Raw genomic sequence first — 21,157 nt, 5'->3', positions numbered from 1 at the left:
GATGGCCGCGATGAACCTGCACGCCTACGAAACCCGCGAGGCACTTGCCGAGGCGCTGGCGGCAGGCGTCGCGGCTGTGCTGGCGGGCGGGCTCGCGACGCATGGCGCGGCGACGCTCGCCGTTTCGGGCGGCTCGACGCCGGCGCTGTTCCTGCGCAAGCTCTCCGCGGCCGGGATCGACTGGTCGGGCGTGACCGTCCTGCTCGTAGACGAGCGTTGGGTGCCGGAAGCAAGCGATCGCTCCAACGCCGCCTTCCTGCGCAGCAATCTCCTGCAAGGTCCGGCCGCTGCCGCATCCTTCGCGCCATACTACCGGGAAGGCACGACGGCGCGCGAGGAGGCTTCGTCGCTGGGCGCAGCTCATCGCCTCGAGCGGCCCATCGATGCACTCGTCCTTGGCATGGGCACCGACGGCCACACGGCGTCGTTCTTCCCGGGTGGAGACCGGCTCGCCGAGGCGATCGACCCCGCGAGTTCGGCGATGTTCGAGGCGATCGAAGCGCCGGGCTCCGGCGAGCCCCGCGTCACGCTGACCCTGCCGCCGATTCTCGCTGCCCGCTTTCTTGCCCTTCATATCGAAGGCGAGGAGAAGCGCGGCGTGCTCGATAAGGCGGTGCAGGAGGGGCCTGCGGAAGAGATGCCCGTGCGCGCGGTGCTGCGCGGCGAGCGGCAAGAGCCGATCGAGATCTTCTGGGCGCCCTGAGGCGCCTTAAACCAACGGAGGCTGGGATGGCCGCAGACCGGCGCATCGAGACCATCACCGATCGCATCCGGGAGCGCTCGCGCGCCACGCGCGAAGCCTATCTGGAGCGCATTGCCGCCAAGGGTGCCGAGGGGCCGAAGCGTTCGCGTCTCAATTGCGGCAACCTCGCCCATGCGTTCGCGGCCTGCGGCCCGGGCGACAAGGCGATGCTGTCCGGTGATGTCGCGCCCAATCTCGGCATCATCACCGCCTACAACGACATGCTCTCGGCCCATCAGCCCTACGAGACCTATCCGGAATTGATCCGTCAGGCCGCGCGAGAGGTGGGAGCGACGGCGCAGGTCGCCTCGGGCGTGCCCGCGATGTGCGACGGCGTCACGCAGGGCCAGGGTGGCATGGAGCTCTCGCTCTTCTCGCGAGACGTCATCGCCATGGCCGCCGCCGTCGGCCTCTCCCACGACATGTACGATGCGGCCGTCTATCTCGGCATCTGCGACAAGATCGTGCCGGGGCTTGCCATCGCCGCCCTGACCTTCGGCCACCTGCCGGCGATCTTCGTGCCGGCGGGACCGATGACGAGCGGCCTGCCGAACGACGAGAAATCGCGCATCCGTCAGCTTTATGCCGAAGGCAAAGTCGGGCGCGACGTTCTACTCGAAGCCGAATCGAAGAGCTATCACGGGCCGGGCACCTGTACCTTCTACGGCACGGCCAACTCCAACCAGATGCTGATGGAGATCATGGGCCTGCACACGCCCGGCTCCTCCTTCGTCAATCCGGGAACGCCGCTGCGCGAGGCGCTGACCCGCGAGGCCGCAAAGCGTGCGCTCTCCATCACCGCGCTCGGCAACGAATACACGCCCGCCGGCCTCGTCGTGGACGAACGGGCGGTGGTGAACGGCGTCGTCGGCCTCCACGCGACGGGCGGCTCTACCAACCACGTCATGCATCTCGTCGCCATCGCGGCGGCCGCCGGCGTACAGCTGACCTGGGCCGACATCTCGGAGCTGTCCGACGCGACGCCGCTTCTGGCGCGCGTCTATCCGAATGGCCTTGCGGATGTGAACCACTTCAACGCGGCCGGCGGCATGGGCTTCCTGATCCGGGAGCTCCTGTCGGCCGGCCTCCTGCACGACGATGTGCGCACCGCCTGGGGCACGGGCCTCGGCGCCTACACGGTGGAGGCGCATCTGGCAGCGGACGGCAAGACCGTCGAGCGCCGTCCGGTTCCGCTGGAGAGCGGCGACACGAAGGTCCTGACGACGGCCGACGCACCCTTCTCCGCCAATGGCGGCCTGCGCATGCTCACAGGCAACATGGGCAAGGCGGTCATCAAGGTCTCGGCCGTCAAGCCCGAGCGGCGGGTCGTGGAAGCGCCCGCGCGCGTCTTCTCCGACCAGGACGATCTGCAGGCCGCTTTCAAGGCGGGCGAGTTGACGGGCGACTTCGTTGCCGTAGTGCGCTTCCAGGGTCCGCGCTCCAATGGCATGCCGGAACTGCACAAGCTGACGCCCTCGCTCGGCGTCCTGCAGGATCGCGGGCAGAAGGTGGCGCTGGTGACCGACGGGCGCATGTCGGGCGCCTCCGGCAAGGTGCCGGCCGCGATCCATGTCACGCCGGAGGCGAAGGAAGGCGGTGCGATCGGCCGCATCCGCGACGGCGACATGATCCGCCTCGATGGCGAGACCGGCGAGTTATCGGTGCTGGTACCGCAAGAGGAGTTCGCTGCGCGCCCGCTTGCGGTCGAAGATCTCTCGCGCAACGAGTTCGGGCTGGGACGTGAACTCTTCGGCGTCTTCCGCCGGGCCGTACGCCCGGCCGACGAAGGCGCCAGCGTCTTCTAGTTCTTGTCGTGCCGGGCAGCGCGGCGCCGCTTGATGTCCGCAATGGTTGCGCGCTGTGAGCCGGCGAGCCGCTGCACGGCCCCTGGCGTTCCGTCCGGCAGCGCTTCGCCGCGACGGCGCGCGCCGATCTCGCGGATGCGACGACGCAGCATCTCGCGGCGCTCCTGCGCCGCCGCGTCCGCCGGTTCGGTTGGTTCGCCTTCGCCTGCCGGTGCTTCCCCGGTCGCATTCGGTGCCTGGTCTGTCGCGCTAGCCTCGCGGCGCGCGGCCGCCCCCGCAGTCATCGAAGCTTGTGCCAGCGACACGGTTCGCGGCGCGCTCTGCCGCTTGTCCATCTCGTCCGCGTTCTCGACCTCACCCTTCGACGAATCGGCGTCTTTCCCCCCAGACGACGCTCGAGGACTTGCCGCATCGCTCGCCGCGACGGCGGCGCCCGGTGCGGCGCGGAACTTGCGATAGGTCCGGTTGGCACGGTCGGCGCGCCTGCGGCCGGGATGCTGGGGTGGCGGCAGCGCGGTCCAGACAGGGCGGTCGAAAGCCGGCTGCGTCGGCGCCACCGTAAGGCGCGAGCGGATCGACGAATAGAGCGCCAGCGCGAGGACGATCGCGAAACCGATGGCGAAGCCGCCGATGCCGCCTGCCGCCACGATCACGCGACGCGAGAGACCGGACGGATCCAGCGGGCGCGTCGCGGCCGAGATCGTGCGCATGTTGATCGTGTTGAGGCTCTCCTGCTCGCCGACCTCGCGCGAGCGCAGAAGCGTCGCCTCGTAGACGGCGCGCGAGGCGTCGGCATTGCGCTCCAGCTCGCGCAGCGGCACGAAGGCCTCACTCGTCTCGATCTGGCGTTGGCGCAGCGTCGTGATCTCGGTCGAAAGATCGCGCTCGGTCTGCTGAGCGCGCTCCAGTTCGGTGCGCGCAGCCGCCGCGACGCGTTCGAGCTCGCTCGCGATGGCGCGCCGCGCCGTGCCGAGAGCTTCCTGGCTGGCGATGTATTGCGGATGGCGCGGGCCGAGCCGCGCGGCCAGCACCGCGTTCTCCTGTTGCGCTTCCGCATAGGTCTGACGAAGACGCACCAGTGCCTGAGAGCTGAGCTCTTCCGGGAAGGCGCCGGTGACGACGTCGTCCACCGTCGTGCTTTGCATGGACTCGGCGCGCACGCGCAGGACCGGAATCTGCCCGCGTATGTCGGCGAGTTGCTCGTTGATGCGCACGATGTATTCGTCGTCGATCAGCCGCCCGCCGACGCCGACGAGCTGGTTCTCGGCTTTGTAGCGCTCCACCGCCTCCTCGGCCTGCGAAACGCGTGTGCGAAGTTCTGCAAGGCGAGAGGTCAGCGCCGCCGTCGCGTCGCGTGCGGTTTCCACCTGCGCGCGGCGCTGCTCCTCGACGAAGACCTCCGAAACGAGATTGGCAAGGTCTGCCGCCTTCTGCGGGTCCCGGCTCTCGACGCTGACATTGATGACGAAGCTGTTGGCGCTACGCTCCGCGCCCACCGCGCGACTCAGATTGCTCAGCGTCACGAGGCGTCGGTCCTCGATCCCGGCTTCCGGCGTCTCGTCTTCGAAGAACGGCAGGGCCGGGATATAGCGGTCGAAGGGGCCTTCCGCCGTCCCGTTGAACTCGGGATCCTGAGTGAGGTTCGCGCGATCGACAACCTGTTCCAGCACGCCGTAGGACGTCGCCACCGCGATCTGGCTCTGGATGAGCGCGAGCGCGGCATCCGAGGCGAGGCCGAGCGGGGTCTGGGTCACCTCGTTCTGGACGAGGTTGAGCCCGCGCGGGTCGATGATGAGTTGCGTCGCGGCGCGATACACGTTGGGTGTCGCGAGCGCGATGAAGACGCCCAGCGCCGCGCCGAGGATGCTCAACAGGATGATGAACCAGCGACCGCGCCACACGCGGCCGGCCACATAGGCGGGATCGACCAGCGACGTCGCGCCGCCCGAGGACGCTGCGGATGCTGCGCCGGCCCGTGCTGCATGCGCCCGGGGCTCGTCGGATGTGAACATGTGGCGTCTGCCCCGAACTGCGGCCGAAGTCCCGATGAGACGGCACTCTTGTCCGCTCATGGCAAAGAAACCGTTAACCTCTCTACCGAAGCTTGTCCGCTCACGAGGCGGCGAGGAGGCGCGCCTTCATAGCATCGTACCAAGGCTTCGGCCGCAAATCCACGTCGAGCGGGAGCGGCCGCGAGGGTTTGCCGTCCTCATGCGGCATGGCGTCGTCCACCCAGGAGTAACGGTCGGTGATGCCCCACGCGACGACCGCGAGCGGCGGGCGGCCCGAAAGCACGCCGTCGAGAAGATCGGAGACGACGACCGTCGCTGCCGCGTCCTGCTCCTCCACGCCGCCGCGAATCTGGAAGTCGATGACGTCGAGTTCGGTGACGATGAACGCGACCCCCATACCCTCCAGCTCCTCCTTGAAACGGGCGAGCGCGTCCACGTCCACCTTGAAGTGCGCGTAGAGATGGGCCTGGCAGCCGACCGCATCGACGTGCAGCCCGCCGTCCTGAAGCTGTCGCACGAGGTCGAGCATCACCGCGCGCCTCGCATCGTAGCGGTCGCCGGCGAATTCGAGGTCGTAGTCGTTGATGACGAGGAGCGCGTCCGGGTCGGCGCGCGCCGCCGTCTCGAAGGCGAGCGGGATGTAGCGGGGCCCGAGATTGCGCCGCCAGATCGTGTCGCGCAGCGGGCCACCCGCCTCGCGTGGCTCATGGGCGATCACCTCGTTGACCACGTCCCAGCTCGCGAGCCGTCCACGATAGTGATCGGCCACGCGCTCTATATGGTCGATCACGACGCTTTCTGTATCGCGCTCGTCGTTCAGGGCGTCCACCCAGGGCGGATTGGTCGAGTGCCAGAGGAACGCATGCCCCCGCGAGGCCTTGCCGTTGTCGCGTGCGAAGTCGACGAGAGTGTCGGAACGGGAAAAGTCGAACTGCCCGCGCTCCCGCTGGAGAAGCCCGAACTTCAGCTCGTTCATCGGCATCACGATGTCGCAATGATCGAGAAACGCCTGCCGGTAGGGCCGATCGTCGAAATACTCGAACTGGATCGCGCCCCCGAAGGGGATGCCGGTCGGCGCGGCGCGGGCGGGAGGAATGCGTGCTGTCGCGGCGATCGCCGCACCCGCGCCTGTCGCCATGAAGGAACGGCGCGTTAAGTTGAGCGTGGCATGGATACCATGCCGGTCTCCCTCGCTCGCGCCGTGTGCGGCGGCGGAATCATGTGTATCAGGCATGGCAAGAGACCCTTCGAGAGCGGGCGGGAATGCGAGTTAACGCGATTTTGCAGAGCGGTCTCAAGGTCGATCGCGCAACGGTAACGGGTTACGCGCAACTGCTGGGCGGCTCTGTCGGACGCCTCGTCATCTCGCTCGTCTATTTCATCAGCGTCGCCAATACGTTGAGCGTCGGCGACTTCGGCCTCTTCGCCACCGCCTCGGCGGTCGGCATCACACTTTCTCGTATCGGCGCCTTCGGCTTCGTCTCGCCGCTCTATCGCATCTCGACGCGCAAGCCGCATCTCGTCGGCACCTACACCGCCGGGCTCCTGGCCGCCTTTGCGGCATCGCTCCCGTTCGTCGCCCTCGTTGCACTCGTTCTCTTCCTCCTCTTCTTCGAGGGGCAGATGGCCCCTGTCGCCTTCGCCGCGATCATCGTCGCCGAGGTGGCGCTGTGGCGCGCGCTCGAGGTCGTGTGCATCGTCAACAACGGGCTTCACCGCTTCGGGCGCGGCGCCGTCACGGTGATCCTCGGCTCGGCGGTGCGTGCGCTTGCCGCCTTCGGCTTCGCACTCTCCTCGGACGGCTCGCTGCTCACCTGGTCGCTCGTCTATCTCGCGGCCAATGCCGTCGCGACGGTGCTCGCCATCGCCCTCTTCTATCCACGCGTGCGGCTGCGCTTCGTGCCGCGTGTCTACCTCGCGCGCTGGCGCGATTCCGTCACGGTCGCGGCGGCGGAGGTTTCGTTCTACGTCCAGTCGGATCTGGACAAGCTTCTCGTGCTGGCGCTCGCCGGCGCGCAGACGGCGGGCCTCTACGCCATCCTGATGCGGCTCGTAGACCTCACCGCCTTGCCCGTGCGCTCCTTCAACACGATGGTCGTCCAGCGCCTGATGCGCAAGCCAGGCTGGCTGTCATCCTGGAAGAAGCGCTGGGGTCTGGAGGCGGCGATCGCAGCCGTCTCGATCGGCGGGCTCGGCTTCCTTGGAACGGTCCTGCACTTCTTCCCCACCGCGCTTGGACGCAACGTCGCCGATATCGCGCCCCTCGTTCTGCTGGCGCTTCTGGTTCCGGCGTTCCGCAATGTGATCGAGTATCAGAGCGATCTTCTGTACGCGCGCGGACGCACCGGGGTGCGGGTGCTCATCCTGCTCATGCTCGGTGTGATGAAGGCGGGTTTCCTGTCGCTGCTCCTGACCAACGATTTCGGCGCCAGCCACTGGGTCGTTGGGTTGAACGGCGTTTTCGCCGTCTTGTGGCTCGCCTCGATGACGACGACCTACATCGCCCTCGACGGACGCCCCCTCGCCGCGCCGCGCTTCAGGCGAAGCCGGCAGCTGCCCGGATGAGATCCGGGTCGGTGGCGGTGAAGGATTGCACGCCGATGCCGACGCGCCCCGGCGCGAGCCTTTCGATGAAGGTTTCCACCTCCGCGCGGCCCATCGCCTCGCCCGCCCAGTAGACATCGATGAGCGGCTCGGGCGTGACGGCATGGACGTCCGGCTGGCCCTCCACCTCGTCGACGAAGCGGCCGTAAATCGTACATTCCGAAAGCGCACGCGTGGCCACGAGGGCCCGAAGAGCGGAGCGGCCCGTCGCCGCTTCGATGCGCCGGCCCATCGCCTTCACGGAGGCGCCGCGCCACGGCACCAGCGGCGAGATGTAGGCGGTGCGCGTCTCAGCCGGCGACGCGATGCCGAGGAGGCGCCCGGCGGCGCGTGACCAGGAGAGGTGATCGTCCAGAAGTTCCGGGATGATCTCGTCGAGACCGTCCTCGACACGCTGATAACGTGTGCGACCGTCCTCAATCAACGACCGCACATCGAAGGAGCGCAGGAAGACGACATCGGAATCCGAGGAGAGCATGGCGTCCTCGGGCATCTGCAGGCCGAAAGCGATCCGCCGGAGCTGCTGTGCGTGCCAGCCGCGCAAAGGGAGGCCGAACGGGTGGATCCAGAGACGCCGCTTGAGGTTCGTCGGGTCCGGCACCGCTCGCAGCCATGACGGCAGCAGCTCGCGCTCGCCGACGACCTTGCGTTTTTCGCCCTGCAGTACCCTGAAAAGCTCGCGATCGGCCTCCTCGACGAGGAGGTAGTGGCGCGTGAAGCCCGTGACATGACGGTCGATCGACTCGCACAGGAGCCGGCAGCGCTCGAAGTCGCCCTTGTAGCTCGCGGTCACGATGGCGACGGTCGGATCGGCCTGGCTCATCGGTTCCTTTCGCGGCGTTGGCGCAGCGCGTGCGCGATGAAGACGGGATTGCCGAGGAGATAGCGCCTCGCCAGCCGGCGCGGCTCGCGCGAGAGGCGATAGGCCCATTCCAGCCGGGCGCGACGCCAGGCTTCGGGCGCTCGCGGCACGCGCCCGGCGACGAAATCGAACAGCGCCCCGACGCCGATCGCGAGACGCGCGTCGCCGTCGGCGAGCTTTTCGGCAATGAAGCGCTCCTGCGCCGGCACTCCCATCGCCACCAGCACGATGTCGGCCTGCGTCTCGCGCAGGGCGGAGAGCACGCTCGGCTCATCGCCTGGCGCGAAGAAGCCGTCCGAAACGGGCAGGTACGCGTGGCGAGGCGCGAGGCGCGAGAAGGCATCCGCAGCATCCTGCGGCACGCCGGGCGCCCCGCCGATCAGCGCGACGCGCAAGGGTCGCTCGATGACATTCAGGAGATGCGGCACGAAGTCGGTGCCGTTGAGATTGGCCGGGAAACGCTCGCCGTAGACGAGCCGGCCCGCGATGTCGAGGCCGACGCCATCCGGCAGGATCGCGAAGGTCTGCATCGCCGCCCGATAGGCCGGATCGGAATGGGCAATGTTCACGCAATGGGCGTTGGCGAAGGCGAGACGCGTCAGGCCCGGTCCTTCGAGCGCCTCGACGCAGAGCGCCACGGCCGCCTCGCGCGAGACCGCCAGAACGTCGAGCGGGCCGATGCGCATGGTGCGAGGTGCAGCCTCCCGCCCCACGAGATCGAGCCCCTTGCGGGCGGCCGTAACGCTCGCCTCGCGCTGGGCGTTTCGAAATGCGCTTCCGTCCTGTCGCGGCAGGCGGCCGGCACGCTCGGCCGTGACGAGTTCGGCAAGGGCGTGCGCGAACGGCTTCGCGTCCCCCGCGCGCTGGACGTTGCCCGGCAGGTCGCCGCCGATGCCGCGCAGCGCGGCGGGCGTTGCGACAGCCGCCAGGCCTTCTTCCAAGGTCTCGATCGTCTTGAGCTGCACACCCGTGCCGCCGGTGGTGGCGAGCGCCATCACCCGGCTGGCCTGCACGAAGGCCTGCGCGTCCGGCACGCGGCCGGCGAAGGTGACGTTGGACCGAACCGCAGGCGGCTGCCCTCCGATGCTGCCGGCGATCGCCACGCTGATATCCGCCGGCAGGAGCGGCACGACATCCTTGAGGAACCAGTCGAGCCCGGCCCGGTTCGGCGCCCAGCTCCACGTGCCGATGAGCCCGACGTCGTGATCGCGCCGGCCATCGTCGGCCTTCGGCTCGCGCCCGATCCACAGGGACAGGGGGACGACGCGCCGATCGCCGGCCAGCCCGAGGGGTGCTGCGTCGTCGAGCGCGAGGGTGTGGACGACGCGGGCCCGCGCGCAGACGCGGCGCTCGATGCGCTCCAGAAGCTTCGCCTCGCGCCGGAACAGCGCTTTCGCCCCGGCATTGCCGGCCGCCGCCGCGTTCTGCCGCGCGGAAAGATACTCGACATTGTGGGCGACGAAGATCACCGGCGCGATGTCGAGAAGAGAGGGATACGCCCCGGCGATATGGACGCCATTGACGATCACCGCGTCGAAAGGCCCCGCGGCCAGAAGCTGCTCGCGTAGATCCGCATCGGTCAGAACACGCAGCTTGGCGACCGAGACCGGCAGGCCGCTCGCGATCGCCTTCCCAACCCAGGCGCCCTTTTGCGCGCGACCGACGGCGGCGTTCTCGATCTCCATCTCGCTGAGGAGGATTTCGTCTGCGCCGAGCGTCGCGCCCCCCGGCCTGCGAAAGCCCGCCAGCGTCAGCCGTGCCCCCGCTTCGCGATACGCCGCCACGATCGCGCGATTGGCGATCTCGAAGCCGGTCTTCGGCTCGGGCTCCGGCAGGAGCGAAGTGACGAAAAGGCAGTGCATGCGATCCGATCCGATGGCCGATCCCGTGACCGATCCGCTGATCCTGCCCGTTCAGCTTTTACGTTTTCTTGAAGAACCGGCGCGAATGCCACCAACCTTCAGCTTCCCTTCGGCGTAAAGCCTGCATATGGAGCGTTGACCGCGGAGATCGACGCTATGATCGCAGCCGACACCATCGAAGCGAGCTCGCCCGGCCTCGACCGGCGGGGGATCGAGTACGTCGTCACGCTGCCGACCTTTCGCCGCCCCGAGCATCTCCTGCGAACCCTTGCCTCCGTGAAGACGCAGGCCATGAGAGGGCCGATGGCCGTCCTGGTGATGGAGAACGACGCGGAGCGACGCGAGGGGCTGGAGGCCGCGCGGTCTCTCTTCGAGACGGGCGAGATCGCCGGGCACATCCTCGTCGTGCCCGAGCGGGGCAATTGCAACGCCTACAATTCCGGCTGGCGCAGCGCGCTCGCCGAGTTTCCGAACGCACGCTTCATCATCGTCATCGACGACGACGAACTCGCCGCGCCCGGCTGGGCGCAGGCTCTGGTCGACACCGCCGAGGTCCTGCCCGCCGATCTCGTCGGCGGCCCGCAGGTGCCGGTGTTCGAGGGCGAGAACGGCGAGCACTACCGCCGCCATCCGGTCTTCACCCCACATTACGCCGAGACGGGTCGCGTGCCGATCCTCTACTCGTCCGGCAACGTCGCGATCCGGCGCGACGTGCTGGAGGCGATGCCCTTCCCGTTCCTGGATCCGATGTTCAACTTCCTCGGCGGCGGCGACAGCGACTTCTATTCGCGCTGCCGGTTGCGGGGCTTCCGTTTCGGCTGGTGTGCCGAGGCGCGCGTCGACGAGACGACGCCTGCACGGCGCACGGAATTTTCGTGGGTCAACGCACGCGCCTTGCGCAACGGCGCGATCTCCACGATCATCGAGCAACGCCGCGCCACGACTGCGGCGGGCCGGGTGAAATCGCTGGCCAAGAGCGTCGCGCTTCTCGCGGCTTCGCCGCTGCGGGGCGCCGCGCTCGCCGCCCGCTCGCGCTCGGCGGTGATCGGCCTTTATCCGGTGCAGGTCGCGCTCGGCCGGCTCCAGGGCCATCTCGGAGGCGCCAATGAGCAGTACCGCCGCCCCGAAGGCAATTGACGCAGGCGCGCGCGCCGAATTCGTCGCGTTCGTCCGCACCGTCCTTGCGACCCTCGTCCTCACCGCTCTTTTCGTCACGCTGACGCCCTTCCAGGCGAGCTTCGAGGGCAACGTCGACGCGGGCAACCTCGTCAACCAGCTCGGCTACACCGTCCTTGCTGGAATCGCGCTTCTCTGCCATTTGGCCTTCACCGAGCGCCGGGTGGCGCTTTCGCTCCTGCGCCCGGCGTGGATCGTGACGCTGCTGTGGATCTTCTTCTCCACGGCGCAGTCGCTCGACGCCGGCAATGCGGCACGCGCTCTCGCCTTCACGCTGTTCGCGATGGTCGCGGCCACGGGCGCACTCTGCCTGCCGCCGAACGTGCGCGCCTTCCGCTTCGCGCTGGGCGCGGCCGCCTGCATCGCGGTGGCGCTTTCCTATTTCGGCATCGTCTTCATGCCTGCTGGCGCCATTCACTCCGATGCCGGGCCGGAGGGCATGCATGTCGGCCTGTGGCGCGGCGTCTACAGCCACAAGAACGTGGCCGGCGCGGTGATGGCGTCCTTCTTCTTCATCGGCATCTACCTGATGCGCGCCCGCCAGTGGCTCATCGGTGGCGCGCTCGCCGCGCTCTCACTGGTCTTCGTCCTCCAGACGGGCTCGAAGACGGCCGCCGCCCTGCTTCCGGCCGTCGTCCTCCTCGTCATGGGCGGGCGCCTTATCGGCGGGCGGATCGTCCCGGTCCTCGTCCTGTCGCTGGCGCTGATCGTGACCGCGCTCGCCACGCTGGGCTCGGTGATGATCCCCGCCATCAACGACCTCCTGCAGCTCGTCATGCCGGGCACGACCTTCACCGGCCGCACCGATCTGTGGCGCTTCGCGCTTGCGGCCGCAGACGGGCATCTGTCGACCGGCTTCGGTTTTGAATCCTTCTGGCGCGACGGCTTCGTCACCTCGGTGGAGGCGAGCCGCGAACTTGCCTGGGACCCGCGCGGAGCCACGAACGCGCACAACGGCTATCTCGACATTGCCATCGCCACGGGCTGGCCGGGCCTCGCCCTTGTGGTGCTGATCCTCGTCGTCCTTCCCTTCGCCGACTTCCTGCGCAGCGGGCGCGACGACGAAAGCCGTCGGCTCGCCGACCTTTTCCTGATGATTCTCGCCTTCGGGCTTCTCAACGCCTTCCTCGAAAGCTTCCTGTTCGAGCGCGCCAACCCGATCTGGGTGACCCTGTGGATGGCGGTCGTGGGCCTGCGACTGCAGGGGCGCCACGGGCTGAGCGCCACCGGCCCATAAGCCCCTCTCGCCTTTCGCGCCGATGCGCTAGGTAGGCAGAGGCGATTCGGAAGGCGGTCTGAGATGAGCGAATTGAGACTTCTGGCGATAGACGAAGAGGATCTGGCGATAGTCTCGGCGCATTGTCAGGACGCGGTGGTGCGCACGGCCGAGATTTCCTTCCTTCCCGCCGAAGGCCGGTTCGTCCTGGTGATGAATCGCTTCGCCTGGGAAGAAGCCGGCAAGGGGCGCCGCTTCGCCTTCACGCGCAGGCGCGACTACGAGCGCCGCCGCGCCGTCCTGCATTTCGATCGCGTCCGCGCCGTGCGCCAGACGGGGGTCCTCATCGGCGACCCCGACCAGGTCTTGGCGCTTCTGGCCCTGCGTTTCGCGGAGGACGAGGCGCCCTCCGGCACCGTCGAGCTTGTCTTTGCCGGGGGCTCCGCGATAAGGCTCGACGTGGAATGCATCGAGGCCCAGCTCACCGACCTCGGCGCCGCCTGGAGCACGCAGAACCGGCCGGACCACGACCGGGAGGAGCCGGGCCTCATCGAGTGAGACGCCACGGTGGCGGGGAAGAGGACAGCGTATTTTGCCCGTCAGGCTCGACATCAGGGACGAAGGCTTCGAGGCCGGCTTTCGCGACCTCCTCGCCGCCAAACGTGAAGTCTCCCAAGACGTCGACGACGCCGTGCGTGCGATCGTCGCGAAGGTGCGAGCCGAAGGCGACACGGCGCTCGTCGAGCTGACCGCGCGCTTCGACGCGCTGGAGTTGACGCCCGAGACGCTGCGCGTTCCGCAGGATGCTATCGAGGCCGCCTACGAGGGAGCGCCCGCCGAAATCCGCGATGCCCTGCAGTTCGCGCACGACCGCATTCTGCGCCACCACGAGCGCCAGCGCCCGATGGACGAGCGCTACGACGACGGCGCCGGCGCCGAGCTCGGCCACCGCTGGACGGCGATCGGCGCGGTCGGTCTCTACGTGCCCGGCGGCGCGGCGAGCTATCCCTCTTCCGTCCTGATGAACGCGGTGCCGGCCAAGGTCGCGGGCGTGCCGCGCATCGCCATGGCCGTACCCGCCCGCGCGGGCAAGCTCAATCCGCTAGTCCTGGCGGCGGCCCGGATCGCCGGCGTCGATGAGATCTGGCGTATCGGCGGGGCGCAGGCCGTGGCCGCCCTCGCCTTCGGCACACAGACCATCGCGCCCGTCGCCAAAATCGTCGGCCCCGGCAACGCCTATGTCGCGGCGGCCAAGCGCCAGGTGTTCGGTACGGTCGGCATCGACATGATCGCAGGCCCGTCCGAGGTTCTGGTCATCGCGGACGGCGCCAACGACCCGGACTGGATCGCAGCCGATCTCCTTGCCCAGGCCGAACACGACGCGGCGGCGCAGTCGATCCTCATCACAGACGATGCGGGCTTCGCGGATGCGGTGGAGGAGGCCGTCGAACGCCAGCTTCGTACGCTGCCGCGCGAAGAGACTGCCCGCGCGAGCTGGAGCGACTTCGGCGCGATCGTCCTTGTCGAGAACCTTCTAGAGCAGGCGCCGCCGCTCGCCGACCGCATCGCGGCCGAACATCTGGAGATCGCCACGGACGAGCCCGAGGTGCTCTTTTCACGCATTCGCGACGCGGGCGCGGCCTTCCTCGGCCGCCACACGCCGGAGGTGATCGGTGACTATGTCGGCGGCTCGAACCACGTCCTGCCGACCGCACGCTCGGCGCGCTTCTCGTCCGGGCTTTCGGTGCTGGATTTCGTCAAGCGCACCTCGGTCCTGAAGCTGACGCCGGAGGGCCTGGCCGCGCTCGGCCCGGCCGCGATCACGATCGCTGAGGCCGAGGGCCTTGGCGCCCACGCCCGCTCGGTCGGGGTGCGGCTCGACCGTCGCAGCGAGGCGGCATGAGCGAGCACGGGCGCCTCGTCGCCATCGATCTCGACGAGACGATCGGGCGCGCGACGAGCGACATCGAGCATGAGCGCGCCGTCGCGATCTTCGATCTGATCGAGGAGAACTCCTTCGACCCGGTCGGGGCCGAAGGGGGACGCTTCAAGCTGCGCCTTCTGCTCGCGGACAAGCGGCTCGTCTTCGAGATCACCGACGAGGCCGGCGGCGCCGTGGCGACGCACATCCTGTCGCTGACGCCCTTCCGGCGGATCATCCGAGACTATTTCCTCATCTGCGACAGCTACTATGCCGCCATCCGCTCGGCGACGCCCTCGCAGATCGAGGCGATCGACATGGGACGGCGCGGCGTCCACAACGACGGCTCGCAGCTCCTGCGCGAGCGTCTGGCCGGCAAGATCAGCATCGACCAGGACACCGCGCGCCGGCTGTTTACCCTCATCTGCGCCCTCCACTGGCGGAACTGAGACGATGACGCGCTTCGCAAAGCCGCTCAAGCCTGCCACCGCCGCCGCCCGGCCGTCCACGGTGCGCCCTTGAGCGGCGCGGGCGAAGCGGTGGTCGGCCAGAACGGCGCGCGGCCGGGCTCCGTCCTCTTCGTCTGCGGCATGAACGCCATCCGCTCGCCGATGGCCGAGGCCATCGCCCACTCCATCCTGCCGCCGTCCGTCTACGTCGCCTCCGCCGGCGTGAAATGCGGCGAGCGCGATCCGTTCGTGGACGTGATCCTCGCCGAGAACGGCCTGTCGCTCGGCGACTTCCGGCCCCGCGCGCTGGAAGAGCTTGCCGACGGCTATTTCGACCTCATCGTGACCATGTCACCGGAGGCGCATCACGTGGCGCTCGACCGCACCGGCACCGATTCGGTAGCGGTGGAGTTCTGGCCGATGCCCGACCCGTCCGTCGTCGCCGGTTCGCGAGGACAGATCCTCGACGCCTATCGCGACGTCTATCGTCGCATCGAGGAGAAGATCGAGGAACTGAAGGCGCGCTAAAGGCAGAGCGGCCGTTCAATCCTCGCCCGAAACTTTTCCGAAACCGATTCTGGATTGGGGCCGATCCCTCAGTCCGACAGCGTGGCGATGGCGGTTCTCAGATCGTCCACCCCCCTGCCCTTCTCCGACGACGTCGAGATGATCTGCGGATAGGCGGCCGGGCGCTTGCGGATCGCCTCCAGCGTCGCGGCCTCGAGCTTGGGCAGAGCCAGCTCGGAAATCTTGTCGGCCTTGGTCAGAACGATCTGGTAGGAGACCGCCGCCTTGTCCAGCAACGACAGGACGTCGGCGTCGTTCTTCTTGATGCCGTGGCGGGCATCGATCAGGACGAAGACGCGCTTCAGCGTCGAGCGGCCGCGCAGATAGTCGAAGACGAGCTTCGTCCACGCGTCCACCTGTTCCTTCGGAGCCTTCGCGTAACCGTAGCCAGGCATGTCCACCACCGCGATCGGCGGCAGATCGCCGCCCTCGCCCGAGAATCCGTCCGGCACGAAGTAATTCAGCTCCTGCGTGCGGCCCGGCGTATTCGAGGTGCGTGCGAGACCCTTCTGCGAGACCACCGCGTTGATCAGCGAGGACTTGCCGACATTCGAGCGCCCCGCGAAGGCGATCTCCGGCGGACCTTCGGGCGGCAGGAACTTCATCGCCGGCACACCGCGGATGAAGACCCAGGGCCGCGCGAAGAAAAGCCGCGTCTCCTCGCCTGCGATGGGATCGATCGCTCCGCTCATGCCGCCTGCTCCAGTGTCTCGACGTCCGCGCCGCGAATGGCGGCGATGTTCCGGCCGATCTTTTCGGCGCTCCAGTCCCACCACGCAAGGGCGAGGAGACGCTCGACTTGCTGCGCCTCGAAACGGGAGCGCTTCAGGCGAGCGGGATTGCCCGCGACGATCGCGTAGGGCGGCACGTCGCGCGCGACGACCGCGCGCGCTCCAATCACCGCACCTGACCCGATCGTGACGCCCGGCAGGATCGTCGCGCCTTCGCCGATCCAGACGTCGCTGCCGATCACCGTGTCGCCGCGCGTCTGCCCGAGCACACTGTCGACGTCGAACCCCTCCTCCCAGCCATTGCCGAAGATATTGAACGGGAAGGTCGAGAGCCCGCCCATGACGTGGTTCGCTCCGTTCATCACGAAGGTCGCACCGGCCGCGATGGCACAGAAGCGTCCGATCACCAGCCGGTCGCCGAGAAACTCATAGTGATGGGTGACGTTGCGATTCTCGAAAGCGAGCGCGTCTGCCGGATCGTCGTAATAGGTGTACTCGCCCACCTCGATGTTCGGCCGCGTGACCAGCGGCTTGAGGAAGACGAGGCGCGGGAGATGCGGCAACGGATGAATGGCCTTGGGGTCCGGTCCGAGCATGGCGGTGTCCTTCTTGCGTGAGCCCGAACGAGAAAGGGCGAGCCGACGGCTCGCCCTCTATCCAATCGCCCGAGGGCGGAGGAGGCTCAGGCCTCCTTTTTCTTTCGCTTGAACATCGCTCGGATGTTGTCGAACAGCTCGATCTTGGCGCCGTGGCGCTTCATGATAACGCTCTGCTGGATGATTGAAAGCGTGTTGTTCCAGGTCCAGTAGATGACGAGACCAGCCGGGAACGTCGCCAGCATGAACGTGAAGATCACCGGCATCCAGGTGAAGATCATCTGCTGCGTCGGGTCCGGCGGCAGCGGATTCAGCTTCATCTGAATGAACATCGAGATGCCCATCAGGATCGGCCACACACCGATCATCAGGAACATCGGGAGATCGATCGGGATGAGGCCGAAGAGATTGAAGATCGAGGTCGGATCGGGCGCGGCGAGATCTTGGATCCAGCCGAAGAACGGCGCGTGCCGCATCTCGATCGTGACGTAGAGCACCTTGTAGAGCGCGAAGAAGACGGGGATCTGCACCAGTACCGGCCAGCAGCCGGCGGCGGGGTTGATCTTTTCCTCCTTGTAGATGCGCATCATTTCCTGCTGCTGCTTCATCCGGTCGTCGGCATACTTCTCGCGCAGCTCCATGAGGCGCGGTTGCACGCGCTTCATGTTCGCCATCGATTTGTACGACTTGTTGGCGAGCGGGAAGAAGATGAGCTTCACGAGGACCGTGACGAGCAGGATCGCCACGCCGAAATTGCCGGTGAGGACGTAGAGCCAGTCGATCACCGTGAACATCGGCCGGGTGATGAAGAAGAACCAGCCCCAGTCGATGAGCTGGGTGAACCGGTCGATGCCGGCCTCCTCGTAGCCGCGCACGAGGCTGACGACCTTGGCGCCGGCGAAGAGACGGCTCGTCACCTCGCTCGTCGCGCCCGGCTCCAGCGTGACCGCCTGGCTGAGATAGTCCGACTGGTAGAAGGCGCGGCCTTGTGAGGCGTAGCGGAAGTTCGGCTGGAAGGTGCCGTTGCCCTCGCCCGGGATAAGCGCCGTCGCCCAGTACTTGTCCGTGATACCGAGCCAGCCGGACTGCGATGCCGGCGGCGCGACCCTGCCGTCATCCTCGATCGAGGAGTAGCTGATCTCGTTCAGCCCGTCTTCACCCAGAACGCCGATGAGCCCCTCGAAAACCACGAAGGCGGCGGCGACTTCGGGCTTGGAGAAGCGCGTGACGCGGCCGTAGGGCGTGATCGAGACCGGCGCGGCGCCCGTGTTGGTGACGCTGTCGCGCACTTGGAACATATAGTTCGCGTCGACCGAGATCTCGCGCGCGAAGGTGATGCCCTGCTCGTTGGTGTAGGTCAGCTCGACCGGCGTCTCGGGCGTCAGCGTCTGCCCTTCGGCGGCTTCCCAGACAGTCGCGGGCCCCGGCAACGTGCCGACGTTCTGGCCCGAATAGCCGAACTCGGCGAAATAGCCGTTGGCGTTCGCCTCGGGTGAAAGAAGGACGATCGTTGGCGAACTGTCGTCTACCGTCTCGTGGTAGCCCTTGAGGTGAAGGTCGTCGAGCCGCGCGCCCTGAAGGTTGATCGAGCCGGAAAGCTCCGGCGTTTCGATCGTCAGGCGGCCCGCCTCCGGGGTCTCCTCCTGTTGCGCAGTGTCTTGCGGTGTCTCTCCCGCCAGAGGGACGCTCTCGGTGCCCGAGGGCACGAACGCCTCCTCCTGCGGCTCGCCGGCCGGTACGGTCGGCGTCTGCAGCGAACCGGGCTCGGCGACCGTCGCCCCGTTCTGCGCGTCCACGCGCGGATTGACGACGAAGAACTGCCAGCCGACCAGCACGGCGATCGACAGGGCCATCGCGAGGAGGAAGTTGCGGTTGTTTTCCATGACGTCTCGCTTGCCCTCAGCGCGGGGGGATCGCCCCTCGCCCTTCGTTCGAAGCGGCGGTCTTTCGGAACCGCCGGGAAAGTTCCTTGCCGATCGTCTCGAACGGCGCCTCGAGGAGCTCGCGCCGCGCCACGACGACATAATCGAAGCCGCGTGTCATGTCCGCCCCGGCGTTCAGTCGGACAGCCTCGCGGAGACGGCGGCGGATACGGTTGCGTTCCACCGCGTTGCCGACCTTGCGCGTGATGGTGAAGCCGATGCGCGGCATCCCGTCATCACCCCGGTCCAGGGCCTCGACGAAGAAGAGCGGCCCGTTGAGGCGCCGGCCTCGCCGGGCGGCGAGGAACTGAGCGCGCTCCGTGAGCCGCCCGACCCCCGTGGCCGGCTTCAAGCCCCTAGGCGGAGAGGCGCTTGCGGCCCTTGGCGCGACGTGCGGCGAGCACGCGGCGGCCACCGGTGGTTTCCATGCGCGCGCGGAAGCCATGGCGGCGTTTGCGGACGAGCTTGGACGGCTGATAAGTGCGCTTCATGATGCCTCTTCCGCGGACCGGCCACGGATCCCTCGGATCGGGTGACGATAAGAACGAAGAGCGGGCGAAACCCGGCCACGGACCATCGGTACCGGGCGGGTGCTTCCGCTCTGATCGCGCGCTTATAGGAAAGGAAACTGCGAAAAGTCAATCCGCAGGAGCGTTCGCGCCGCCGCGAGGCTTTTCATCGCGCGCGTGCATCGCAAAGGTGTGATCGTGCGTTCTCGTAGATCGCACCAGCGCGCGGATCCGACCTTTCGATGGCTGCGATCCGTGGAACGATGGGCCGGATGCTCCATGTGGGCCGTTTGGACGGACGCATGGCGCGCTCTGGACGGAAGGGCGAGAGGCCGGATCGGGGCATTGGCGCAGCACGCAGACAGAACTGGTTCGAACGCTGGTGGCCTGCCCGCCAAAGCGGCCGCGAAGACGCGCCCGAAGCTGCCCCGGCGGCTGTCGACCCGTCTCGTCTGGGCCACGATGATCTCCGTCATGATCGCGGAGGTCCTTATCTTCGTTCCCTCTCTGGCGAATTTCCGCAAAGAATGGCTGCATTCCAAGATCGAGACCGTCGCGGTCGCTAGCTTCGCGGCCGGCCAGGGCGACGAAGACGGCGTCATGCTGACGCCCGAAGGCGAAGCCCAACTCCTGCGTGCGCTCGATGCGGAACTGATCGCGGTGGACGCGGGCGGCACCTCGCGCCTTCTCGCGCGCTCGCCAGAGGTCAGCACGGTCGACCGCGAAGTCGATCTCGAGCGCGAGAGCGTTCTCGGCTCGATCGCGCAGGCCTTCGACACGCTGGCCTTCGGCGAGAGACGGGCACTGCGCGTGCTCGGCGATATCGGCGACGGTTCGATGCGTGCCGAGGCCGTGATCTCGGAGCGCCCGCTGCGCCGGGACATGTTGGCCTATGCGCGTGAGCTCCTCGTCATCTCGCTGCTGATCGCCGGCTTCGTCGGACTGTTGATGAACATCGCGATCAACCACTTCCTGCTACGGCCCATCCGCGGGCTGACGCAGGCCATGATCCGCTTCGCTGAACAGCCCGAAGACCCGACGCGCATCGTCCCCACGAGCGGGCGAGACGACGAGATCGGGATCGCGGAAGCGGAACTTGCACGCATGCAGGCGATCCTTGCACGCACCCTTCGTGAGCGCCGACATCTCGCCGATCTCGGCCTCGCGGTCTCCAAGATCAACCACGACCTTCGCAACACGCTGGCGTCCGCACAGCTCGTTTCCGATCGCATGTCCGACATTCCGGACCCGCAGGTCCAGCGCTTCGCGCCGACATTGATTCGTTCGCTCGACCGCGCGCTCTTCTACACCCGCTCGGTCCTCAACTACGGACGGGCGGTGGAGGAGACGCCGGTGAAGCGACGCCTGCGACTGTTCTTACTCGTCGAGGAGATTTTCGACACCGCGGCCACGCGCGGCGATTCGCGAATCGAACTCGTCAACGCGGTGCCTGATACTCTCGAAGTCGATGTCGATCCCGATCAATTCCACCGCGCCCTCTCCAACCTCGTGCGAAATGCGATGGAGGCCGTCGAATCGAACGACAGCGATGCGTTGGTGCGACGGGTGGAAATCTCGGCGACCCTTGCGTCGAGCTTCGTGACGATCGGCGTCGAGGACACGGGGCCCGGCCTGAGCGAACAGGCGCGCGCGACCCTCTTCCAGGCTTTTCGCGGATCGACGCGCGCTGGCGGTACGGGCCTCGGTCTCGCGATCGCGGCCGAGATCGTCGAGGCGCACGGCGGGCGTATCCGCTACCGCGACGACATCTTCCCCGGCGCCCGCTTCGAGATCGAGATTCCCTACTCCGCCGCTCGCGACGCCTGAGCCGCTCGAGCGGTCCGGGAGAAGGAGCACATTGTGCGTGAACGCCGCTTGCAATCACGAAGGCGAGCGGCTAGGAACCCCCTCGCGAGACGCCGACGAGCCGTTCTCGCCGGTGGCGCCCGTAGCTCAGCTGGATAGAGCACCAGACTACGAATCTGGGGGTCAGAGGTTCGAATCCTTTCGGGCGCGCCAACTAAATCACTGAAATGGATAGGCTTTTCGTCCGGTGCCGATATGGCGCCGAGTGGTGTTTTGCCCGTTTTCAGCTTTCGTACCTACTCTGTACCTACCCCAGGTGCCGCACGTCCCTCCGAATCGAGGTTGACGTCCCTCTCGGCTCGGACCTGACGTCCCTC

General features: G+C 67.5%; 19 protein-coding genes and 1 tRNA gene. 11 read left to right on the top strand and 9 right to left on the bottom strand.

What is annotated here, in order from left to right; all coding sequences use genetic code 11:
* Position 1: 1 nt before the first annotated feature.
* A complete protein-coding gene (pgl, locus tag H1343_RS05105) occupies positions 2 to 703 on the top strand; it encodes a 6-phosphogluconolactonase (RefSeq protein ID WP_185984845.1) in 702 nt (233 codons plus the stop codon).
* A gap of 26 nt (positions 704 to 729) precedes the next feature.
* A complete protein-coding gene (gene edd / locus H1343_RS05100; RefSeq protein ID WP_185984844.1) occupies positions 730 to 2,547 on the top strand; it encodes a phosphogluconate dehydratase in 1,818 nt (605 codons plus the stop codon).
* On the opposite strand, the gene H1343_RS05095 is transcribed toward edd, so the two are convergent.
* Both H1343_RS05095 and H1343_RS05090 read right to left on the bottom strand, forming a co-directional pair.
* Positions 2,544 to 4,559, bottom strand: coding sequence for a GumC family protein (locus H1343_RS05095; RefSeq protein WP_185984843.1), 2,016 nt, complete (start codon positions 4,557 to 4,559; stop codon positions 2,544 to 2,546). The two genes, edd and H1343_RS05095, sit on opposite strands and share 4 nt — an antisense overlap.
* A 100-nt stretch (positions 4,560 to 4,659) precedes the next feature.
* Positions 4,660 to 5,793 (bottom strand): endo-1,4-beta-xylanase, encoded by a 1,134-nt coding sequence (locus H1343_RS05090; RefSeq protein ID WP_185984842.1) that lies wholly within the window; start codon positions 5,791 to 5,793, stop codon positions 4,660 to 4,662.
* Between the two features lie 29 nt (positions 5,794 to 5,822).
* Between H1343_RS05090 and H1343_RS05085 the strand changes: the two genes are divergently transcribed.
* A complete protein-coding gene (locus H1343_RS05085) occupies positions 5,823 to 7,124 on the top strand; it encodes a lipopolysaccharide biosynthesis protein (RefSeq protein WP_185984841.1) in 1,302 nt (433 codons plus the stop codon).
* Here the strand turns inward: H1343_RS05085 and H1343_RS05080 are convergent.
* Together H1343_RS05080 and H1343_RS05075 are read right to left on the bottom strand one after the other, a co-directional pair.
* Entirely contained in the window at positions 7,096 to 7,986 is an 891-nt protein-coding gene (locus H1343_RS05080; protein WP_185984840.1) for a DUF6492 family protein, read from the bottom strand. The genes H1343_RS05085 and H1343_RS05080 overlap by 29 nt on opposite strands.
* Positions 7,983 to 9,887 carry a WecB/TagA/CpsF family glycosyltransferase gene (locus H1343_RS05075; protein ID WP_185984839.1) on the bottom strand — a complete coding sequence of 635 codons (1,905 nt, stop codon included), beginning with the start codon at positions 9,885 to 9,887 and terminating at the stop codon, positions 7,983 to 7,985. Before H1343_RS05075 ends, H1343_RS05080 begins: the two co-directional genes overlap by 4 nt.
* Positions 9,888 to 10,043: 156 nt before the next feature.
* On the opposite strand from H1343_RS05075, the gene H1343_RS05070 reads away from it, so the two are divergent.
* The 6 genes from H1343_RS05070 (at position 10,044) to H1343_RS05045 (ending at position 15,177) form a co-directional block, all read left to right on the top strand.
* A complete protein-coding gene (locus tag H1343_RS05070; protein ID WP_185984838.1) occupies positions 10,044 to 11,024 on the top strand; it encodes a glycosyltransferase family 2 protein in 981 nt (326 codons plus the stop codon).
* Positions 10,993 to 12,300 (top strand): O-antigen ligase family protein, encoded by a 1,308-nt coding sequence (locus H1343_RS05065; protein WP_185984837.1) that lies wholly within the window; start codon positions 10,993 to 10,995, stop codon positions 12,298 to 12,300. The genes H1343_RS05070 and H1343_RS05065 overlap by 32 nt, the downstream gene beginning before the upstream one ends.
* Positions 12,301 to 12,363: 63 nt before the next feature.
* Complete coding sequence (locus H1343_RS05060) at positions 12,364 to 12,837, top strand: DUF2948 family protein (RefSeq protein WP_185984836.1); 474 nt, start codon at positions 12,364 to 12,366, stop codon at positions 12,835 to 12,837.
* Between the two features lie 34 nt (positions 12,838 to 12,871).
* On the top strand, positions 12,872 to 14,182 hold the full coding sequence (gene hisD / locus H1343_RS05055) for a histidinol dehydrogenase (protein ID WP_185984835.1): 1,311 nt from the start codon (positions 12,872 to 12,874) through the stop codon (positions 14,180 to 14,182).
* The gene (locus H1343_RS05050; protein ID WP_185984834.1) at positions 14,179 to 14,649 is read left to right on the top strand and encodes a UPF0262 family protein; all 471 of its coding nucleotides are present in this window, start codon (positions 14,179 to 14,181) and stop codon (positions 14,647 to 14,649) included. Before hisD ends, H1343_RS05050 begins: the two co-directional genes overlap by 4 nt.
* Before the next feature lie 141 nt (positions 14,650 to 14,790).
* The gene (locus tag H1343_RS05045) at positions 14,791 to 15,177 is read left to right on the top strand and encodes an arsenate-mycothiol transferase ArsC (protein ID WP_246333542.1); all 387 of its coding nucleotides are present in this window, start codon (positions 14,791 to 14,793) and stop codon (positions 15,175 to 15,177) included.
* A gap of 68 nt (positions 15,178 to 15,245) precedes the next feature.
* Here H1343_RS05045 and yihA read toward each other — a convergent pair whose 3' ends face one another.
* From yihA to rpmH, 5 genes are all read right to left on the bottom strand, one after another.
* Entirely contained in the window at positions 15,246 to 15,908 is a 663-nt protein-coding gene (yihA, locus tag H1343_RS05040; protein ID WP_185984833.1) for a ribosome biogenesis GTP-binding protein YihA/YsxC, read from the bottom strand.
* Complete coding sequence (locus tag H1343_RS05035; protein WP_185984832.1) at positions 15,905 to 16,543, bottom strand: CatB-related O-acetyltransferase; 639 nt, start codon at positions 16,541 to 16,543, stop codon at positions 15,905 to 15,907. Before H1343_RS05035 ends, yihA begins: the two co-directional genes overlap by 4 nt.
* Before the next feature lie 86 nt (positions 16,544 to 16,629).
* Positions 16,630 to 18,426, bottom strand: a complete 1,797-nt coding sequence (gene yidC / locus H1343_RS05030) for a membrane protein insertase YidC (protein ID WP_185984831.1) — start codon at positions 18,424 to 18,426, stop codon at positions 16,630 to 16,632.
* Between the two features lie 16 nt (positions 18,427 to 18,442).
* Positions 18,443 to 18,817 (bottom strand): ribonuclease P protein component, encoded by a 375-nt coding sequence (gene rnpA, locus H1343_RS05025; RefSeq protein WP_185985741.1) that lies wholly within the window; start codon positions 18,815 to 18,817, stop codon positions 18,443 to 18,445.
* A gap of 4 nt (positions 18,818 to 18,821) precedes the next feature.
* On the bottom strand, positions 18,822 to 18,956 hold the full coding sequence (gene rpmH / locus H1343_RS05020; protein ID WP_185984830.1) for a 50S ribosomal protein L34: 135 nt from the start codon (positions 18,954 to 18,956) through the stop codon (positions 18,822 to 18,824).
* 195 nt (positions 18,957 to 19,151) lie between these two features.
* Here rpmH and H1343_RS05015 point away from each other — a divergent pair, with 195 nt between their 5' ends.
* Both H1343_RS05015 and H1343_RS05010 read left to right on the top strand, forming a co-directional pair.
* Positions 19,152 to 20,801, top strand: coding sequence for a sensor histidine kinase (locus tag H1343_RS05015; RefSeq protein WP_246333344.1), 1,650 nt, complete (start codon positions 19,152 to 19,154; stop codon positions 20,799 to 20,801).
* A 115-nt stretch (positions 20,802 to 20,916) separates the two neighbouring features.
* Positions 20,917 to 20,993: transfer RNA gene (locus tag H1343_RS05010), tRNA-Arg, on the top strand.
* Positions 20,994 to 21,157: the final 164 nt, after the last annotated feature.

The sequence above is a fragment of the Aureimonas mangrovi genome, from assembly GCF_014058705.1.
In the GTDB taxonomy this organism is placed as follows: Bacteria; Pseudomonadota; Alphaproteobacteria; order Rhizobiales; family Rhizobiaceae; genus Aureimonas; species Aureimonas mangrovi.
The sequence above is the reverse complement of the archived record's forward strand: the minus strand, read 5'-3'. Positions and strand labels throughout refer to the sequence as shown.

What these genes read in the sequence shown, in the direction of transcription:
- pgl (WP_185984845.1), top strand. Translation starts at nt 2, where the DNA reads ATGGCCGCGATGAACCTGCACGCCTACGAAACCCGCGAGGCACTTGCC.
- edd (WP_185984844.1), top strand. Translation starts at nt 730, where the DNA reads ATGGCCGCAGACCGGCGCATCGAGACCATCACCGATCGCATCCGGGAG.
- H1343_RS05095 (WP_185984843.1), bottom strand. Translation starts at nt 4,559, where the DNA reads ATGTTCACATCCGACGAGCCCCGGGCGCATGCAGCACGGGCCGGCGCA.
- H1343_RS05090 (WP_185984842.1), bottom strand. Translation starts at nt 5,793, where the DNA reads ATGCCTGATACACATGATTCCGCCGCCGCACACGGCGCGAGCGAGGGA.
- H1343_RS05085 (WP_185984841.1), top strand. Translation starts at nt 5,823, where the DNA reads ATGCGAGTTAACGCGATTTTGCAGAGCGGTCTCAAGGTCGATCGCGCA.
- H1343_RS05080 (WP_185984840.1), bottom strand. Translation starts at nt 7,986, where the DNA reads ATGAGCCAGGCCGATCCGACCGTCGCCATCGTGACCGCGAGCTACAAG.
- H1343_RS05075 (WP_185984839.1), bottom strand. Translation starts at nt 9,887, where the DNA reads ATGCACTGCCTTTTCGTCACTTCGCTCCTGCCGGAGCCCGAGCCGAAG.
- H1343_RS05070 (WP_185984838.1), top strand. Translation starts at nt 10,044, where the DNA reads ATGATCGCAGCCGACACCATCGAAGCGAGCTCGCCCGGCCTCGACCGG.
- H1343_RS05065 (WP_185984837.1), top strand. Translation starts at nt 10,993, where the DNA reads ATGAGCAGTACCGCCGCCCCGAAGGCAATTGACGCAGGCGCGCGCGCC.
- H1343_RS05060 (WP_185984836.1), top strand. Translation starts at nt 12,364, where the DNA reads ATGAGCGAATTGAGACTTCTGGCGATAGACGAAGAGGATCTGGCGATA.
- H1343_RS05050 (WP_185984834.1), top strand. Translation starts at nt 14,179, where the DNA reads ATGAGCGAGCACGGGCGCCTCGTCGCCATCGATCTCGACGAGACGATC.
- H1343_RS05045 (WP_246333542.1), top strand. Translation starts at nt 14,791, where the DNA reads ATGAACGCCATCCGCTCGCCGATGGCCGAGGCCATCGCCCACTCCATC.
- yihA (WP_185984833.1), bottom strand. Translation starts at nt 15,908, where the DNA reads ATGAGCGGAGCGATCGATCCCATCGCAGGCGAGGAGACGCGGCTTTTC.
- H1343_RS05035 (WP_185984832.1), bottom strand. Translation starts at nt 16,543, where the DNA reads ATGCTCGGACCGGACCCCAAGGCCATTCATCCGTTGCCGCATCTCCCG.
- yidC (WP_185984831.1), bottom strand. Translation starts at nt 18,426, where the DNA reads ATGGAAAACAACCGCAACTTCCTCCTCGCGATGGCCCTGTCGATCGCC.
- rpmH (WP_185984830.1), bottom strand. Translation starts at nt 18,956, where the DNA reads ATGAAGCGCACTTATCAGCCGTCCAAGCTCGTCCGCAAACGCCGCCAT.